Consider the following 16703-nt stretch of genomic DNA (forward strand, 5'->3'; position numbering starts at 1 on the left):
GAAAGCGCGGCCCGGGCCACTCGTTCCGCGTCCAAACCCGTTTCCTTCTTCACACCCGGTTCCTTTTCCACACCCAGTTCCTTCAACCCGCTCCGTCCTGCCACTCCTGTCATGCCGCAACCGCCGCGGCCTGCCGCAGGCCCAACGCCTGCCCGATGTCGTTTGTGTCCGGCGCGTCCCGGTGCCCCAGGTCCGCCAGGGTCCAGGCAAGCCGGAGGACCCGGTCATACCCCCGCGCGGTGAGCACTCCCCGTTCCAGGGACTGGTCCAGGATCCGGGTGGCACCTGCCGGGAGCCGCAAGACACCACGCAGGACCCGTCCCGGCACCTGCGAGTTCGTCTCGAGGCCGAAGCAGTGCAGGCGTTCGGCCTGTCTGGCACGGGCGTCCAGCACCCGGCGCGCGATCGATGCGGTGTCCTCTTCGGTACCGGCCTGTCCGAACTCAGCCAGGGACACACGCTCCACCTGCAGCTGGATGTCCACCCGGTCCAGTAGCGGCCCGGACATCCTGGCGAGGTAACGGCGGCGCATCATAGGCGTGCAGGTGCAGTCCAGGCCCTTCCCCGAGGCCTTGCCGCAGGGGCAGGGATTCGCGGCGAGCACCAGCTGGAACCGGGCCGGATAGGCCGCCGTGCCCGCAGACCGGTGGATCACCAGTTCTCCGCTCTCCAACGGCTGGCGCAGGGCATCCAGGACCCGCCGTTCGTATTCGGGGGCCTCGTCTAGGAAAAGCACACCGCGGTGGGCCCTGGACGCAGCGCCCGGCCTGGGCAGACCCGAGCCGCCGCCGATGATGGCTGCAGCGGTGGCTGAATGATGTGGGTTTTCGAAGGGCGGGCGGCGCAGGAGCTGCACCGCGGAGGCCGGCAGGCCGCACAGCGAGTGGATGGCGGTGACCTCCATGGACTCCTGGTCGCCAAGATCCGGCAGCAAACCGGGCAGCCGCTCGGCCAGCATGGTCTTGCCCGCACCCGGCGGCCCAGTGAGAAGCAGATGATGTGCCCCTGCGGCTGCAACTTCCAATGCCCTGCGGGCGTCGCCTTGGCCGGAGACATCTGCCATGTCCGGACACGGCCCCGGCGGCGAAGCACCATCCGCGTGATCGTCGGAGTCGTCCGGTTCGAAATCCAGGGCAAGCTCCTGGGGATCAGCGCCGAAGTCGAGGGCCAGCCGCGCCAGTGTGCGGTACCCGCGAACACTGGCACCCGGGACGAGGGAAGCCTCGGCAAAATTCGCTTGTGCCACCACGATCTCGGAGTAGCCTGCCTGGACCGACGCCATGACCGCAGGCAGAATGCCACGGACGGGCCGCAGCCTTCCATCGAGTCCCAGCTCAGCGATGAAGACAGTGCGTCCGGTGGGCTTGATGTCGTTCGCTGCCCGGAGCACCGCCATGGTCACGGCGAGGTCGAACCCGGATCCCCGCTTGGGCAGCGAGGCGGGTATGAGATTGGCGGTGATCTTCCTGCGGCTAAGCGGGATGCCGGAGTTCTTGGCGGCGGAACGGATACGCTCCTTGGCCTCGTTCAGCGAAGCATCCGGCAGGCCCAAAATGACAAACGCCGGCAGCGTCTGGCCGATATCCGCCTCGACCTCGACCAGGTAGCCATTCAGTCCCACCAGGGCGATGGAGTAGGTGCGGCCAAGCGCCATCACCCCACCCCCTTGAGGTGCTCCACCACAGGTTCGCCGCCGCCGTCGTCCACTACGGCGATGACGTCCACCCGGCGCAGCGGCATTCGCAGTTCCCGGTCCCGGCACCAAGCAGCGCCCAAACGGTGCAGCCGTGCCAGCTTTTCCGGGCCCACTGCCTCGAAAGGGTGGCCATAGTCCAGGGAGCGGCGGGTCTTTACCTCGGCGATGACCAGGGCATCGCCGTCAAGGGCAACGATGTCAATCTCGCCCTCGGCGCACCGCCAGTTGCGCTCCACCACCAGCATGCCCAAAGCTTCAAGGAAGCCGGCGGCGAGGTCCTCGCCGTGCCTGCCCAACAGGTCTTTTGATTTCATTTCTACCTCCGCAACCAGCCTGGCGGCGGAGGTCTGCGGGAGACAGAAGGGCCCTGCCGTATGTGGACAGGGCCTGATGTGGAGGGAAAGTGGTGGCGCTAGTTGCCCAGGTCCACATCCTTGGGCAGGGCCAGCTCCTCGTTGCGGGGCAGTTCCTCGACGTTGACGTCCTTGAAGGTCAGGACCCTGACGCTTTTGACGAACCGGGCCGAACGGTAGACGTCCCACACCCAGGCATCCTGGAGGGTCAGGTCGAAGTAGACCTCGCCGTCGGCGCTGCGGGCCTGGAGGTCCACGTGGTTGGCAAGGTAAAAGCGGCGCTCGGTCTCGACAACGTAGCTGAACAGGCCGACGACGTCGCGGTATTCACGGTAGAGCTGAAGCTCCATGTCGGTTTCATAGTTCTCAAGATCTTCAGCACTCATGCTTCCATCTTGCACCATGTGCGGCGCGCCTGGCGCCGGGCGCAGGAGTCAGTCTTCGTACGACTCTTCCCCGTCAGGGACGTCCACGCCCTGCAGCTCCCCGCCGAACAGCCGCCAGCTGACCCGGTGGTAGGGCGTGGGGCCGGCAGCACGCAGCACGTTCCGGTGGCCAGCGGTGGCGTAGCCCTTGTTGATGTCCCATCCATAATCGGGATACTCAGTGTGCAGTTCCCGCATCATCCGGTCCCGCTCCACTTTGGCGATGACACTGGCGGCGGCCACGCTGAGGCACTGCATGTCCGCCTTGACCTTGGTGTGGACCGGAGCCTCGCAGCCCGCCTCCAGCACGGGCTGGTCAAACAGGGACAGCTGTTCCGCCGGGGAAAGCCAGTTGTGGCTTCCGTCCAGCAGCACAGCGTCCGGGATGGTTCCGGCGTCCAGGATGCTCCCCCAGGCGCGGGTTCCCGCCAGCCGCAGGGCGGCAATGATCCCCAGGGAGTCGATCTCGTCCGCACTGGCGTGCCCCACCGCTGAGGCCACGCTCCACCGCCGCACCAGGGGATCCAGCCGTTCCCGCTCGGCCGGGCTGAGCAGTTTACTGTCCCGCACGCCTGCCAGCGGCTTCTGGCGCTCCAGGTCGACGACGGCGATTCCCACGCTGACAGGGCCTGCAAGGGCCCCGCGGCCCACCTCGTCCACGCCGGCCAGGAACCGTACGCCCTGGGCCTTGAAGGTCCGCTCATACCTCAGGGTGGGCGCCTTGGCGCCACGTGCAACCGGCTTGGAGGCTGCGCGCGCCTTCGCTGCCGGAGAAGCCTGCACTGACGGGGAAGCCTCCACCGACGGTGAAACCTCCACCGATGGAGAAGCATGCACTGCCGGGGACATGGTCACTTCGCCGCCGGGACGTTCTTGAACACGTCCGGATAGTTGTCCAAGGTCTTGATCCTGTTCAGCGGCCACGCGATCACGGCGGCCTTGCCTTCCAGATCCTTGAGGTCGATGAATCCGCCGTCGGTCTCCATATGGGCGCGCGAATCGGCGGAGTGGTTCCGGTTGTCACCCATCACCCACACCTTGCCTTCCGGGACGGTGACGTCAAAGTTGCGGACCTGCGGCACCTCGGCGGGATTGATGTAGGTCTCGTCGAGCGAGGTTCCGTTAAGGGTCAGTTTACCGCCGGCGTCACAGCAAACCACGTGGTCGCCCGGCAGTCCGATGACGCGCTTGACCAGGTGCTGCTCCGAATTGTCCGGCAGGAGGCCAACGAACGTGAGGCCGTCCTGGACCCAGGTGAACGGGCCCTGTGCCTTGGCCGGTGCCGGAGGCAGCCATCCCTTGGTGTCACGGAACACCACAACATCCCCGCGGCTCAGGGCAAACGGTTCCGGGACCAGGAGGTTGACGAAGATGCGGTCGTCCACGTCCAGGGTGTTCACCATGGATTCGGAGGGGATGAAGAATGCCCGGAAGAGGAAGGTCTTGATGAGGAAGGACAGCACCACCGCGATGACCACCACCGTGGCGATTTCCTTCAGCCACCCGAGGAAGGGGTTGCCGGTGGACTTGCCGGCAGCCTTGGACTCCGCCCGGTTCCGCCGGTGGACGGGTGCGGTTGACTCCGGATCCTCCCCCGGAGCCGACGTGGAGGAGGCCTGGACGGCGGGCGTTTCTGAAGCGCCGTCGTGGCGCGGTTCAGGTTTCCGCGCGTGGTTCTCGGGCATTTACCGTCCGTTCTGTGTTGTTGGCCCCGTTGCGGGCGGCCGTGCTACAGGAGCAAATCTATCAAGCGGCCAAAGGATCTGGACCGGCCGGCCGATCACCCGGTCCAGCGGCACCAGGCCACCGCCCGGGGCGCCGAGCAGGCTGCGGGAATCGGCGGAGACGGAGCGGTGGTCCCCCATCAGCCATAGCCTGCCTTCCGGAACCAGGGTGCTGAATTTCTGGGTGCTGGGCACGTCCCCCGGAAAAACATAGGGCTCGTCAAGGGGAACGCCGTTGACGGTGACCTTCCCGGCAGCGTCGCAGCAGACCACTGTGTCGCCTGGAACGCCGATGGCCCTTTTGACGTAGGTGGTGTCGCTGCCGGCGACGCCGAGCCACTGCAGGGCGGACGCCGCGGCGTCCGCGAAGGGGCCCTTGCCGCTATTCAGCGGGGCGAAGCTGCCGCGGCCGTCAAAGACGACAACGTCCCCGCGCCGGATGGGTTCGGACTGGAAGTCCGTGCGCGATACCAGGATGCGGTCCCCGCCTTCCAGGAGCGGCTCCATGGACTGCGAGGGGATGAAGTAGACATCCAGCCACAGTGACCGGACCAGTCCGCTGATGGCAACAGCAAGGAGCAACGCCGCTGCAACGACAAAACGCCAGCCCTTTTTGCGGGGCTGGCGTTTTGTCTGGTGCATGGTCCGTATCCTGGCGCTGGTGTTGCTCCGGCGCTTGCCGGCTACGGCCGCGCTCCGGCGTGGCAGTGAGTCCGGGCTGGACTTACTTGGCGGAGCTGAAGTCGCGCTTTTCCTTGATCTTGGCGGCCTTACCGCGCAGTGCACGCATGTAGTACAGCTTGGCGCGGCGGACGTCACCCTTGGTGACAACCTCGATCTTTTCGATGATCGGGGAGTGCACCGGGAAGGTACGCTCCACGCCGACACCGAAGGAAACCTTGCGGACGGTGAAGGTTTCGCGAACGCCATCGCCCTGGCGACCCAGGACGAAGCCCTGGAAGACCTGGACACGGGTGTTCTTGCCTTCGATGATGTTCACGTGCACCTTCAGGGTGTCGCCCGCGCGGAACTCGGGAACATCGTTGCGCAGCGAGGCTGCATCGACGGAGTCGAGAATATGCATGATTGCACTCCTGGTGAACGCCACAGGTCATTCACTTTGGGTAACGGCAGGCAAGTCGGCCCACTGGAAAGCAGGCCGGGCATCACCGCCGAAGTAAAGTAGTCCGGCCGCTTCAAGGCTTGATGGGGCCGGTTGCCACGCTGTTGGCCGCGCTACCCCCTGTGGCAGGTGCGGACCCAGCAGACACAAGGGTTAATTTTGCCACAGCAGCAGGGTTACGCCAATTCCGCCGGGGTTAACCCTCCTGTGCGGCGTCCGGTTCCGGGCGGCGGACCAGGCGGCCGTCCACGACGTCGTAGCCCAGGTTGTGCAATTCGGTGCGGTCGGCACGTGGGAGGCTGCCGGCGTCGAACCCCTGCAGGAGGTCCGGGCGGCGCTCTGCCGTCCTGCGGTACTGTTCGTGGCGGCGCCACTGGGCGATCCTGCCATGGTTGCCGCTGAGGAGCACCGGCGGCACTTCGCGGTCCCGCCAGACCGAAGGCTTGGTGTAGACCGGGTATTCCAGGAGCCCGTCGGAGTGGGATTCCTCCACCAGGGACTCGGGATTGCCGACAACGCCGGGGAGCAGGCGGCCGATGGCCTCCACCATGGCAAGGACGGCCACTTCCCCGCCATTGAGCACATAGTCGCCCAGGCTGACGGGGCGGACGGTGAAGTGTTCCTGCGCCCATTCGATGACGCGTTCATCGATGCCTTCGTACCGCCCGCACGCAAACGCCAGATGCTGCTCCTCCGCCAGTTCATAGGCTAGGGCCTGGGTGAACCGCTCGCCCGCAGGGGACGGAACGATGAGCACGGGCTTGCGCTGCGGATCCGGGCGCCCTTCCGCCACGGCGGTGAGGGCCTGCGCCCAGGGCTCGGGCTTCATGACCATTCCAGCGCCACCGCCGTACGGGGTGTCGTCCACGGAACGGTGCTTGTCAGTGGTGAAGCTGCGCAGGTCGTGGACGTGCAGGTCCAGGATTCCATCCTGGCGGGCCTTGCCGATCAGCGAGAGTTCCAGCGGGGCAAGGTATTCAGGAAAGATGCTGACGACGTCGATCCGCATCTAGTCCCTGCCTTCCGTTTCGGGGGCAGCAGCTTCGTCGGAGTTCAGTTCGAAGAGCCCGTCCGGCGGGGTGAGGAGGATGTAGCCCTCCTCGACGTTGACTTCCGGCACGATTTGTTCCACGAACGGGATGAGGATTTCTTCACCGCCGGGGGTGGTGACCATGAGCAGGTCCTGGACGGGCATGGTGTTCAGCGCCGTCACCTTGCCCACCACCCGGGAGCCGATCCTGGCCTCAAGGCCGACCAGTTCGTGCTCGTACCAGCCCTCGTCATCGTCGTCCTCGTCAAGCTCCTCGGTTTCGATGAACAGCTTGGCGCCGCGAAGGGTTTCAGCCTGGTTGCGGTCAGCCACTTCCTCGAATCCGAGCAGCAGGATGTCCTTGTTCCAGCGGGCGCTGCTCACAGTGAGGGGACCGGACGCAGCAGGCTCAACCACGAACGTGGTACCGGGGACAAACCGGTCCTCCGGGGCGTCCGTCAGCACCTGGACCGTGACTTCCCCGCGAATGCCGTGCGGCTTGCCGATCCGCGCCACCTGAAGCTGCATCTGTTCCTCTGTTCCGGGTTGTGGTGTTTCTGATGAAAGGACTGTGTTGTTGAAAGCAAACCGGCCCCTCCACCTGATGGTGGAGGGGCCGGAGCAAGAACTGAATGTTGCCGAGCGCTCAGCGGCGGCGGTCGGTGTCGACGACGTCGACGCGTACCGGTTCGCCACCGGCCAGTGCTGCCACCACGGTGCGCAGTGCGCGTGCCGTGCGGCCCTGGCGGCCGATCACCCGTCCAAGGTCATCCTGGTGAACGCGCACCTCGAGGGTATCCCCGCGGCGGTTGTTCTTCGAACTGACCTTGACGTCATCCGGGGAATCGACGATTCCACGGACCAGGTGCTCCAGCGCTTCTGCCAGCAATCTACTCAGCCTCGGTGGTCTCAGCTTCGGCGTCGGCAGGGGCCTCGGCAGCGTCAGACTTGGAGGCCTTCTTGGTGATGGCTTCCGGGATGATGACCGAGCCCTTCTCCGGGGCGACGAAGGATTCCTTCTCGACCTTGGTCTTGAGGGTGCCTTCCTGGCCCGGCAGGCCCTTGAACTTCTGCCAGTCACCGGTGATCTTCAGGATCGCGGCAACCTGCTCGGACGGCTGGGCGCCGACGGACAGCCAGTACTGGGCACGCTCTGAGTTGACCTCGATGTATGAGGGCTCTTCGGTGGGGTGGTACTTGCCGATCTCCTCGATGGCACGGCCATCACGCTTGGTGCGTGAGTCCGCGACGACGATGCGGTAGTACGGTGCGCGCATCTTACCGAAGCGCTTAAGGCGAATCTTTACGGCCACTTTTGTGGTCACTCCTGTTTCAGAAAAGGGGTGAACCCGGCTTTCTGCACCCGTGGGGCGGGCCGTACTTGCGGGCTCGAAGGACAGGATCCGGACGCGGAGAGAGGGGCCGCGCAGATCGAGTACCTGTCCATTGTGCCAGATGAGCGCGGTTAATTCGACTTGGCGCGGGCGTGGCTGGCGCGCCGGCCATACGGGGAGCGCCGAAGGGTTCCAGGACCCGGCTCAGGCGGACCAGACGTACAGTCCGGTCCGTTCTGAATCGTCGATTCCGGCGGCGAGCTGCGCCAGTTGCTGCACATAGGTCCGGGCCTGGCCTGCGTCGAAGGGCATGTCCTCCTGGGCGGCCCACTGTTCGGCAACGTCGTCGAGGACGTTGCCTTCGCCTTCGGTTTCGTATGAGAGCAGATCCGCCAGGGCGCGGACCATGGCCGGCGGCACGGCGAGGAGCGAGTCGCTGGCAACGTCCACCATGGTCAGCTCGTAGTCGGCGCCGCCCGCGTGGACGGCCGTTCCCGCCAGGTCGCCCAGCTGCTCAACCTCGAAGTCGCTGATTCCCTGGATCCGCACCGCATGGGCGGCAGGGCCGCCAGCCGCGGAGCCGCTGCCCTCGTCGAGGATGCCGGCGCGTTTCAGCGCGGCGTCATGGGTGGCGACAAAGATCTCGGTGAAGCCCATGGGGTTGCCCTTCTTCCGTTAGCGGGACAGCGCGCCGGGCGCTGCCCGGCCGTACGGGATCAGCCTAGTAGTTGCCCGCCTGCCCGCGCACGCCGGACCCTTTCTGTGCTGCCCCGCCGCGCAAACGGGGGCCAAGTCCACCCGTCAGCGGACGGCTACCCGGATCCGGTTGCGCCACGGGTCCTCGAAGCGGAGCTCGGCACCGGTGTGGTGCGAGGCCACTCCGGCAACCTTGAGGCAGTCCGCCAGCGCCCCGACGTCGTCCCCTGAAGGAACTTCAATCAGCACCTCGCCGAGCCCCAGGGTGTCCTTGCGCGGCCCGGCACCGCGGCTGTTCCAGACGTTCATTGCCATGTGGTGGTGGTAGCGGCCGGCGGAAACAAACAATGCCTGCCCGTGCCAGCCGGCCGTCTTTTCGAAGCCGAGGGTTCCCACGTAGAAGTCCCGGGCGGCCTGGACGTCACCCACCTGGAGGTGCACGTGGCCAACGCCTGCGGTTGTCCGGCGCTGGCCTTCCAGCGACTCTTCGGTGAGGTACTGCTCCAGGTAGCGCTGCGGCGGGAGGGCAAGGCTGTCCATGACGACGTCCGTCCCGTTCCAGGACCAGTTGCTGCGCGGGCGGTCCCAGTACAGTTCAATGCCGTTGCCCTCGGGGTCGGTGAAATAGAAGGCCTCGCTCACCAAGTGGTCGGCGCTGCCGGTGAAGGACCGCGGCTCGTACTGGGCGGCCGTGGCGACGGTGGCGGCCAGGGAAGCCTGGTCTTCGAACAGCAGGGCGGTGTGGAACAGGCCCGCCTCTCCCCTGCCGGGAATATGCAGTCCCGGCGCCGGGGCCAGGTGGACCAGCGGCCTGCCGAGCCGGCCAAGGTAGAGTCCGCCGTCCTGCTCAGCCACCACCTCGAGTCCCAGCGCGCGCTGGTAGTAGTCGGCCATGAGCTTCATGTCGCCCACCTTGAGCATCACGGTGCCCATGGCGAGGTCGGCAGGAAGAAGATCCTGGCTGCTGGCTGCTGCGGTCATTGATGGCTCCTTGTGTTGGAGGCCGTCCCAATGGCGGCCTGTCACACATTAAAATTACTTGAAGCTTCAATTTATTCCAAGTCCCCAAGGGCCCTCTGGTCAGCGGATGATGCGGCCGCCCAGCACCACATGCTCAAGCGACCTGATGGTCTCCGGCACGGCCCGGGGGTCTTCCCGGCACACCACCGCGTCGGCCCGCGCTCCTTCCGCCAGGACGCCCGCCCCCAGCCAGGTCCGGGCGGCCCAGCATGCGGCATCCAGTGCTGCCGTCATTGGCAGGCCGGCGCCGTGCAGTTCAAGGATTTCGTCCGCGATCCTGCCGTGGCGGATTGTGCTGCCGGCATCGGTTCCGGCAAAGATGCGCACGCCGGCTGCGTGGGCCTCGGCCGCCCGTTCCAGCCTGCGTTCCCACAGGGCGCGCATGTGGGCGGCGTAGCGCGGGAACTTGGAATCCGCCTGCGCCGCGATGTCCGGAAAGGTGGCGATATTGATGAGGGTGGGCACGATCGGTATGCCCTGTTCGGCGAACCGGGGCAGGTGGCGGGGCAGGAGGCCCGTGGCATGTTCAATGCAGTCGATTCCGGCATCCAGCATCTGGTCCAGGGTGTCCTCGGCGAAACAGTGGGCGGTCACCCGGGCACCTTCGTCATGCGCTGCCTGGACGGCGTCACGGACGACGGCGGCGGGAAAGGAAGGAGCCAGGTCACCGGCGCCGCGGTCAATCCAGTCCCCCACCAGCTTGACCCAGCCGTCGCCGTCGCGCGCCTGCTTGCGGACGGCCTCCACGAGGCCCTCCGGCTCCACTTCCTCCGCGAAGCCGCGCAGGTAGCGCCGCGTTCGGGCGATGTGCCGCCCGGCACGGATCAGCAGCGGGAAATCCCCGCGGCCCTGCATCCAGCGGGTGTCGGCCGGTGAACCGGCGTCACGGACCAGCAGGGTTCCTGCGTTGAGGTCAGCCAGGGCCTGCTCCGCAGCCGTGGCGGCGTCAACGGGGCCGCCCGGTCCCAGCCCGATGTGGCAGTGCGCGTCAACGAAACCCGGCAGTACCCAGCCATGGAGGACCCTGCCCGGCTCCGTCACGGGACGGGTGAAGGTGAGGCTCCCGTCCACGGACCAAAGCCCGTACCGGATGCTGTCGGGTCCGGTCAGGACGGGTCCGCTGAATTCAATGACTTGTGGCATCAGGACTTCCTTTCATTGCCCGGACAGGCTAGCACCGCGGATTGTGACAACGCGGTCCCAGGGGCCTGTGGTAGCTTCGTTCCTGACCACACGGGTGCCCCTGCAGGGGCTGAGATCGGGCTGACGCGGCCTGCGACCGTTGAACCTGTCCGGGTAATGCCGGCGAAGGAAGTGAGTATTCCCTTGAGTACACAAAACACCCAGTTAAACGCTGCCCAAATCCAGGCAGAAACAACAGCGGACGCTCAGACAGCACTTCAGGTGACCCAGTCCCTGAAGTCGCATTCGCTGGCCTTTATCGAAGATCCCGGCGCCGGGATCCGGGTGCCGGTAACGGAAATTTCCCTTGAGCCATCCCCCAACGGCCGGCCCAACGAACCGTTCCGCACCTACCGGACAGCGGGGCCGGGCAGCGACCCCGTCCGGGGCCTTCAGCCCTTCCGTTCGGAGTGGATTGAGGCACGGGCAGACACCGAGGCGTACACCGGCAGGGAGCGCAACCTGCTCGATGACGGCCGCTCGGCAGTCCGCCGGGGTGCCGCCTCTGCAGAATGGAAGGGCGCCCGGCCGGTGCCCCGCCGCGCCGTCGACGGCCGGACAGTGACGCAGATGCACTATGCCCGGCAGGGCATCATCACCCAGGAAATGCGGTTCGTGGCGCTGCGGGAAAACTGCGACGTCGAGCTGGTCCGCAGCGAGCTGGCCGCCGGCCGCGCGATCATCCCCAGCAACATCAACCATCCCGAGTCCGAGCCGATGATCATCGGCAAGGCCTTCCTGGTGAAGATCAACGCCAACATCGGCAATTCCGCGGTCACCAGCTCCATCGCGGAGGAGGTGGACAAGCTGCAGTGGGCCACGCAGTGGGGCGCCGACACCGTCATGGACCTGTCCACCGGCGACGACATCCACACCACCAGGGAATGGATCATCCGCAACTCCCCCGTCCCCATCGGGACAGTACCGATCTACCAAGCCCTGGAAAAGGTCAACGGCGAGGCCAACGCGCTGACATGGGAGATTTTCCGCGACACTGTCATTGAACAGTGCGAGCAGGGCGTTGACTACATGACCATCCACGCCGGCGTGCTGCTGCGGTACGTCCCGCTCACAGCCAACCGCGTAACGGGCATCGTCTCGCGCGGCGGCTCGATCATGGCCGGCTGGTGCCTGGCCCACCACCAGGAAAACTTCCTGTACACGCACTTCGATGAGCTATGCGAGATCTTCGCGAAGTACGACGTTGCGTTTTCCCTGGGTGACGGTCTGCGCCCCGGTTCCACCGCTGACGCCAACGACGCCGCCCAGTTCGCGGAGCTGGACACGCTGGCCGAGCTGACGCAGCGCGCCTGGGAATACGACGTGCAGGTGATGGTGGAAGGCCCTGGCCACGTCCCCTTCCACCTGGTCCGGGAAAACGTCGAGCGCCAGCAAGAGCTGTGCAAGGGCGCGCCGTTCTACACCCTGGGGCCGCTGGTGACTGATGTTGCCCCGGGCTATGACCACATCACGTCGGCCATCGGTGCCACCGAGATTGCCCGGTACGGGACCGCGATGCTCTGCTACGTCACCCCGAAGGAACACCTGGGCCTGCCCAACAAGGACGACGTGAAGACCGGCGTGATCACCTACAAGATCGCCGCCCATGCTGCGGACCTGGCCAAGGGCCACCCGGGCGCGCACGAGCGGGACGACGCGCTGTCCAAGGCCCGTTTCGAGTTCCGCTGGCGGGACCAGTTCGCGCTGTCCCTGGACCCTGTCACCGCCGAGGCGTTCCACGATGAGACGCTGCCGGCCGAGCCCGCCAAAACGGCGCACTTCTGCTCGATGTGCGGGCCTAAGTTCTGCTCCATGCGGATCAGCCAGGACATCCGTGATGAATTCGGCTCCGCGGAGGCCCAAGCGGCGCTTGCCGGCGTGGCATCGGGGATGCGGGAGAAGAGCGAGGAGTTCCTGGCCGCGGGCGGCAAGGTGTACCTGCCGGAGCTGCGGGTTCCCGCGGAAAGCTAGGACGCCCGGGCCGGCTGGCTCCGGCTGACCTGCCGAATGAACTGCCGGATTGCCTGGTCCCCCTCCGGGGAGTCCTGGGGCCGGTGCCCTCCCGTGGCAACGCGGTGCAGGGCGCCGGTCTCCCGAAGGTACCCGGCGATTTCCTCATACAGCGGCTCCCAGCCGCCGGTCAGGACCAGCGTGGGCACGCCGGGGACGATGTGCAGCGGCGCCTCCCAGGACGGCGACTGGAGCCGGAGCCTGCGGGCGGACCTCTTCTCCTCGGCGGTGGCCGGCTCCTGGAGGTCCGTGGCATAGACCCGGCGGACGAATTCGCGCTGGAAGTCCTCGTCGCTTAGCTGGTGGCGCACCTCGAAGAGGGGCTGCATCAAGCTGATGTGGGCGGCTGTGGCCGGCAGTTCCGCGGTCAGCGACAGGCACGCCGGTTCCACCAGGGTCAATGAGAAGACCAGGTCCGGGCTTTCCACCGCGGCCATCATGGCGGCGATTGCCCCTTGGGAATGGGCCACAACGTGCCCGCCGGCGGCGCCGCGGCCGTCATCGGCGAGGGAGCGCAGGATGATGGCGGTGTCTGCGGCGAAGGAGGACTCCAGCGGCTCCGCGACGGCATCGTAGCCGTGCCGCCGGAGGAACAGGGCGTCATAGGACAGTGCCATGCCGTGCTGGCGCGGCCACGCGGCAGCGCCAAAGTTTCCGGCGCCGTGCACGAACACTACCCTCTGCTTGAACATGTCCCAACCCTATTCCACGGTGCCGACATCCCCACCGAAAAGCGCCAGGTGTCGTCTTGAGCGATCAAAACGACACCTGGCGCTGCACGATGATGGTGAACTGCTACTTGCCCAGGAACTTGTCGAAGCCCTTGGGGAGGTTCAGCTGGGACGGGTCGAAGTCGCTGCCCTGCTGGCCGAAGGCGGCCCCGGTGGGCAGTGCCTTGGCCGCATTGGCGCGCCGGGCTTCGGCTTCCTTGCGCTCCTGCGCAGCCTTGGCCGGGTTGCCGGACTTTGCCTTTTTCTTGGGCGCGTTCTTGGCGTTCTTGCGGGCACCGCCGCCGGCACCAGGCAGGCCGGGCATCCCGGGCATTCCCGGCATGCCGCCCTGGGCCATCTTCTTCATCATCTTCTGGGCCTGCGCAAACCGCTCCAGCAAGCCGTTGACCTCCGACACGTGGACGCCGGAACCACGGGCGATGCGGGCGCGCCGCGAGCCGTTGATGATCTTCGGGGCAAGCCGCTCGTGCGGGGTCATGGACCGCACGATTGCCTCGACGCGGTCAATCTCCCGCTCGTCGAACTGCTCCAGCTGCTGCCGGATGTTCTGCGCGCCAGGCATCATCATGAGCATTTTCTTCATGGAGCCCATGTTGCGGATCTGCTGCATCTGGGCGAGGAAGTCCTCGAGGGTGAAGTCTTCCTGGTCGGCGAACTTCTTCGCCATCCGGGCGGCTTCATCCTTGTCCCAAGCCTTCTCAGCCTGTTCGATGAGCGTGAGGATGTCGCCCATGTCCAGGATGCGCGAGGCCATCCGGTCCGGGTGGAAGAGCTCGAAGTCGTCCAGGCCTTCGCCCGTGGAGGCGAACATGACCGGCTTGCCGGTGACCGACGCGACGGACAGCGCGGCACCGCCGCGGGCGTCGCCGTCGAGCTTGGAAAGCACGATGCCGGTGAAGTTCACGCCTTCGTCAAAGGCAAGGGCCGTGTTCACGGCGTCCTGGCCGATCATGGAGTCGATCACGAACAGGACTTCGTTGGGCACGATGGCCCGGCGGATCTGGCGGGCCTGCTCCATCATGTCGGCGTCCACGCCAAGGCGGCCGGCGGTATCAACAATCACCACGTCGTGCAGCTTCTGGCGTGCTTCCTCGACGCCGGCACGCGCCACGGCGACCGGGTCGCCGGCAGGCTGGTCCAGCTCAGTCGAGGTGGCGCCCGGGTGGGGTGCGAAGACGGGGACGTTGGCGCGCTGGCCCACTACCTGGAGCTGGGTGACGGCGTTGGGGCGCTGGAGGTCGCAGGCCACCAGCATGGGGCTGTGGCCCTGGGCCTTCAGCCACTTGGACAGCTTGCCCGCGAGGGTGGTCTTACCCGCACCCTGGAGGCCGGCGAGCATGATGATGGTGGGGCCGTTCTTGGCCAAGCGAATCCGCCGGGTCTCGCCGCCGAGGATCTCCTGGAGTTCCTCGTTGACGATCTTCACGATCTGCTGGCTGGGGTTCAGAGCGGCAGAGACCTCCGCACCCAGCGCACGTTCGCGGACCCGTCCCGTGAATTCGCGGACCACCGGTACGGCGACATCGGCGTCCAGGAGGGCACGGCGGATCTCGCGGACGGTGGCATCAACATCGGCCTCCGTGAGGCGGCCCTTGCCGCGGAGATTCTTGAAGGTTGCTGTCAACCGGTCAGAGAGTGAATTGAACACGCGCCGTGAACTTCTTTCAGGAGATGATCGGGACTCGACTATCTAGGGTATCAAGTCAGACACCTAAGATGGCATGCTGGCAAAATGACGAGCCAAACAACTGTCAAGACCCTGCTCATCCTCGGCGCCTCGGGCGACCTCACCGGCCGCCTCCTCCTGCCGGGGCTGGCGCGGCTGCTTGCCGCCGGCCGTGCAGAGGGCCTCAGCCTGGTGGGGGCCGGTTCGGACCCCTGGACGCCTGAACAGTGGCGGGAGCGCGTGCAGTCATCGTTCGCGGCGGCAGCCGGTGCAGCGGACCAGCCGGGCAAGGAAGCCCTCGAGCTGTTGCAGAAGGAGACGGTGTACCACCAGCTGGATGTCACGGCCAATGGCGCCCTGGCGGCCTTGCTGAAAACCCTGGAAGGCCCGGTGGCCGTCTACTTCGCTCTGCCGCCCCGGATCAGCCAGCTGGCCTGCGAGACGCTTCAGCCAGAGGAGGTGCCGGCCGGTACCCGCCTGGTGATGGAGAAGCCTTTCGGCTCCAGCGAACAGTCCGCGCGCTCCCTCAACCAGACGTTGGCGCGCCTCGTCCCGGAAGACCACATCCACCGGGTGGACCATTTCCTGGGCAAGGCCACAGTCCTCAACATCCTGGGCCTGCGGTTCGCGAACAACTTCCTGGAGCCGGTGTGGAACCGGCAGCACGTGGAAAAGGTGGAAATCTTCTTCGACGAGGATCTGGCCCTGGAGGGACGTGCCCGCTACTACGACGGCGCCGGCGCCCTGCGCGACATGATCCAAAGCCACCTCCTGCAGGTCATGGCCGTGATGGCCATCGAGCCTCCGGCCACCATTGGCGAGCGCGACCTCCGCGATGCGGTCTCCACCGTCCTTCGCGCCAGCAGCGTCAGCGCCCCCTTCACCAAGTCAACGCGCAGGGCCCGATACACCGCCGGCACTGTAGCAGGCAAGGAGGTCCCCGACTACGCCAACGAGGAGGGCGTGGACGCCGACCGGGAAACGGAGACCCTCGCGGAGATCCAGGTGGGGATCGACAACTGGCGCTGGCGTGGCGTTCCCTTCATCCTGCGTTCGGGCAAGGCCCTGGGCGACAAGAGAAAGGAGGCGGTGGTCACTTTCCTGCCGGTGCCCCACCTCCCCCAGGGTTTCACCGGGGTGGACTCCCCCAACCAGCTGCGGATCGGTTTTGGCCCGGACACGCTGGAGTTCGATGTGGATGTCAACGGTCCCGGGAACATTTTCAGCCTGGGCCGGGTCACCCTGGAAGCCGAACTGAGTGCCTCCGACCTGCTGCCCTACGGTGAGGTGCTGGAGGGGGTGCTGTCCGGGGATCCGCTGCTGTCCGTCCGGAGCGACACGGCTGAGGACTGCTGGCGGATTGTTGAACCGGTGCTGAAGGCATGGGAAAAGGGTGAGGTCCCGCTGGAGGAGTACGACGCCGGGTCGGCCGGGCCGGCGTCCTGGCCCACCAACCGGCGTCAGGACTGAGCCGTCCACACAAGGCGGGTTTAGCGCCTTAGACGTCAGCAGGGCGGGCTGGACCTTCCGGTTCCCGCCCGCCCTGCTTTCGTTTTCAGTTCCTGCCGTCCGCTGGGGGCCGCAGTGGTGAGGCCTAGATGTATTGACCACGGAGGTTAGGAACATGCGGCGTGGTTAGGTGACAAAAAGAAGACCTCCAAGTGGAGTGGGGCTTGTCTAAGAGTCCGATCCACAAGGAGGTCTTCAATGTCC

18 protein-coding genes and 1 riboswitch are annotated in these 16703 nt (G+C 66.2%); of the genes, 2 read left to right on the plus strand and 16 right to left on the minus strand.

Annotated elements, in window-relative coordinates:
* Positions 1 to 109: 109 nt before the first annotated feature.
* The 14 genes from ACETK3_RS12710 to ACETK3_RS12775 form a co-directional block, all read right to left on the minus strand.
* Complete coding sequence (locus ACETK3_RS12710; protein WP_373993009.1) at positions 110 to 1654, minus strand: YifB family Mg chelatase-like AAA ATPase; 1545 nt, start codon at positions 1652 to 1654, stop codon at positions 110 to 112.
* Complete coding sequence (locus tag ACETK3_RS12715; protein WP_236798650.1) at positions 1654 to 2010, minus strand: YraN family protein; 357 nt, start codon at positions 2008 to 2010, stop codon at positions 1654 to 1656. Before ACETK3_RS12715 ends, ACETK3_RS12710 begins: the two co-directional genes overlap by 1 nt.
* Before the next feature lie 98 nt (positions 2011 to 2108).
* Positions 2109 to 2435: a DUF2469 domain-containing protein gene (locus ACETK3_RS12720; protein ID WP_056335405.1), complete on the minus strand. Its 327-nt coding sequence runs from the start codon at positions 2433 to 2435 to the stop codon at positions 2109 to 2111.
* A 48-nt stretch (positions 2436 to 2483) separates the two neighbouring features.
* A complete protein-coding gene (locus ACETK3_RS12725) occupies positions 2484 to 3323 on the minus strand; it encodes a ribonuclease HII (protein WP_237428434.1) in 840 nt (279 codons plus the stop codon).
* A gap of 2 nt (positions 3324 to 3325) precedes the next feature.
* Positions 3326 to 4159: a signal peptidase I gene (lepB, locus tag ACETK3_RS12730; protein WP_237428435.1), complete on the minus strand. Its 834-nt coding sequence runs from the start codon at positions 4157 to 4159 to the stop codon at positions 3326 to 3328.
* Positions 4160 to 4840: a signal peptidase I gene (gene lepB / locus ACETK3_RS12735; RefSeq protein WP_237428436.1), complete on the minus strand. Its 681-nt coding sequence runs from the start codon at positions 4838 to 4840 to the stop codon at positions 4160 to 4162.
* Between the two features lie 82 nt (positions 4841 to 4922).
* Complete coding sequence (rplS, locus tag ACETK3_RS12740) at positions 4923 to 5282, minus strand: 50S ribosomal protein L19 (protein ID WP_018768283.1); 360 nt, start codon at positions 5280 to 5282, stop codon at positions 4923 to 4925.
* Between the two features lie 235 nt (positions 5283 to 5517).
* Entirely contained in the window at positions 5518 to 6330 is an 813-nt protein-coding gene (gene trmD, locus ACETK3_RS12745; protein ID WP_237428437.1) for a tRNA (guanosine(37)-N1)-methyltransferase TrmD, read from the minus strand.
* Positions 6331 to 6879: a ribosome maturation factor RimM gene (gene rimM / locus ACETK3_RS12750; RefSeq protein ID WP_237428438.1), complete on the minus strand. Its 549-nt coding sequence runs from the start codon at positions 6877 to 6879 to the stop codon at positions 6331 to 6333. It abuts the gene before it with no gap.
* 118 nt (positions 6880 to 6997) lie between these two features.
* A complete protein-coding gene (locus ACETK3_RS12755) occupies positions 6998 to 7240 on the minus strand; it encodes an RNA-binding protein (protein WP_018759999.1) in 243 nt (80 codons plus the stop codon).
* Between the two features lies 1 nt (position 7241).
* Positions 7242 to 7664, minus strand: coding sequence for a 30S ribosomal protein S16 (gene rpsP / locus ACETK3_RS12760; protein ID WP_236798655.1), 423 nt, complete (start codon positions 7662 to 7664; stop codon positions 7242 to 7244).
* Positions 7665 to 7889: 225 nt separating this feature from the next.
* A complete protein-coding gene (locus ACETK3_RS12765) occupies positions 7890 to 8342 on the minus strand; it encodes a hypothetical protein (RefSeq protein WP_236798656.1) in 453 nt (150 codons plus the stop codon).
* 144 nt (positions 8343 to 8486) lie between these two features.
* A complete protein-coding gene (locus tag ACETK3_RS12770; protein WP_373993010.1) occupies positions 8487 to 9362 on the minus strand; it encodes a VOC family protein in 876 nt (291 codons plus the stop codon).
* A gap of 99 nt (positions 9363 to 9461) precedes the next feature.
* A complete protein-coding gene (locus ACETK3_RS12775) occupies positions 9462 to 10544 on the minus strand; it encodes an amidohydrolase family protein (protein WP_237428439.1) in 1083 nt (360 codons plus the stop codon).
* An 80-nt stretch (positions 10545 to 10624) separates the two neighbouring features.
* Positions 10625 to 10732: riboswitch (TPP riboswitch) on the plus strand.
* Between ACETK3_RS12775 and thiC the strand changes: the two genes are divergently transcribed.
* Positions 10728 to 12554, plus strand: a complete 1827-nt coding sequence (gene thiC, locus ACETK3_RS12780; protein WP_237428440.1) for a phosphomethylpyrimidine synthase ThiC — start codon at positions 10728 to 10730, stop codon at positions 12552 to 12554. It overlaps the preceding riboswitch by 5 nt.
* Here thiC and ACETK3_RS12785 read toward each other — a convergent pair.
* Positions 12551 to 13285, minus strand: coding sequence for an alpha/beta hydrolase (locus ACETK3_RS12785; RefSeq protein ID WP_237428441.1), 735 nt, complete (start codon positions 13283 to 13285; stop codon positions 12551 to 12553). The two genes, thiC and ACETK3_RS12785, sit on opposite strands and share 4 nt — an antisense overlap.
* Before the next feature lie 103 nt (positions 13286 to 13388).
* Positions 13389 to 14972, minus strand: a complete 1584-nt coding sequence (ffh, locus tag ACETK3_RS12790; RefSeq protein ID WP_237428442.1) for a signal recognition particle protein — start codon at positions 14970 to 14972, stop codon at positions 13389 to 13391.
* Positions 14973 to 15056: 84 nt separating this feature from the next.
* Here ffh and ACETK3_RS12795 point away from each other — a divergent pair, with 84 nt between their 5' ends.
* Positions 15057 to 16460, plus strand: coding sequence for a glucose-6-phosphate dehydrogenase (locus tag ACETK3_RS12795; protein WP_237428443.1), 1404 nt, complete (start codon positions 15057 to 15059; stop codon positions 16458 to 16460).
* Positions 16461 to 16703: the final 243 nt, after the last annotated feature.

It is taken from the genome of Arthrobacter sp. E44, from assembly GCF_041877125.1.
GTDB lineage: Bacteria > Actinomycetota > Actinomycetes > Actinomycetales > Micrococcaceae > Arthrobacter.

Bases quoted from the DNA above. Each gene is read 5' to 3' on its own strand.
- ACETK3_RS12775 (WP_237428439.1), bottom strand. From the start codon at position 10,544: ATGCCACAAGTCATTGAATTCAGCGGACCCGTCCTGACCGGACCCGAC.
- ACETK3_RS12770 (WP_373993010.1), bottom strand. From the start codon at position 9,362: ATGACCGCAGCAGCCAGCAGCCAGGATCTTCTTCCTGCCGACCTCGCC.
- ACETK3_RS12765 (WP_236798656.1), bottom strand. From the start codon at position 8,342: ATGGGCTTCACCGAGATCTTTGTCGCCACCCATGACGCCGCGCTGAAA.
- rplS (WP_018768283.1), bottom strand. From the start codon at position 5,282: ATGCATATTCTCGACTCCGTCGATGCAGCCTCGCTGCGCAACGATGTT.
- ACETK3_RS12795 (WP_237428443.1), top strand. From the start codon at position 15,057: ATGACGAGCCAAACAACTGTCAAGACCCTGCTCATCCTCGGCGCCTCG.
- trmD (WP_237428437.1), bottom strand. From the start codon at position 6,330: ATGCGGATCGACGTCGTCAGCATCTTTCCTGAATACCTTGCCCCGCTG.
- ACETK3_RS12725 (WP_237428434.1), bottom strand. From the start codon at position 3,323: ATGTCCCCGGCAGTGCATGCTTCTCCATCGGTGGAGGTTTCACCGTCG.
- lepB (WP_237428435.1), bottom strand. From the start codon at position 4,159: ATGCCCGAGAACCACGCGCGGAAACCTGAACCGCGCCACGACGGCGCT.
- lepB (WP_237428436.1), bottom strand. From the start codon at position 4,840: ATGCACCAGACAAAACGCCAGCCCCGCAAAAAGGGCTGGCGTTTTGTC.
- ACETK3_RS12715 (WP_236798650.1), bottom strand. From the start codon at position 2,010: ATGAAATCAAAAGACCTGTTGGGCAGGCACGGCGAGGACCTCGCCGCC.
- rimM (WP_237428438.1), bottom strand. From the start codon at position 6,879: ATGCAGCTTCAGGTGGCGCGGATCGGCAAGCCGCACGGCATTCGCGGG.
- ACETK3_RS12710 (WP_373993009.1), bottom strand. From the start codon at position 1,654: ATGGCGCTTGGCCGCACCTACTCCATCGCCCTGGTGGGACTGAATGGC.
- ACETK3_RS12785 (WP_237428441.1), bottom strand. From the start codon at position 13,285: ATGTTCAAGCAGAGGGTAGTGTTCGTGCACGGCGCCGGAAACTTTGGC.
- ACETK3_RS12720 (WP_056335405.1), bottom strand. From the start codon at position 2,435: ATGAGTGCTGAAGATCTTGAGAACTATGAAACCGACATGGAGCTTCAG.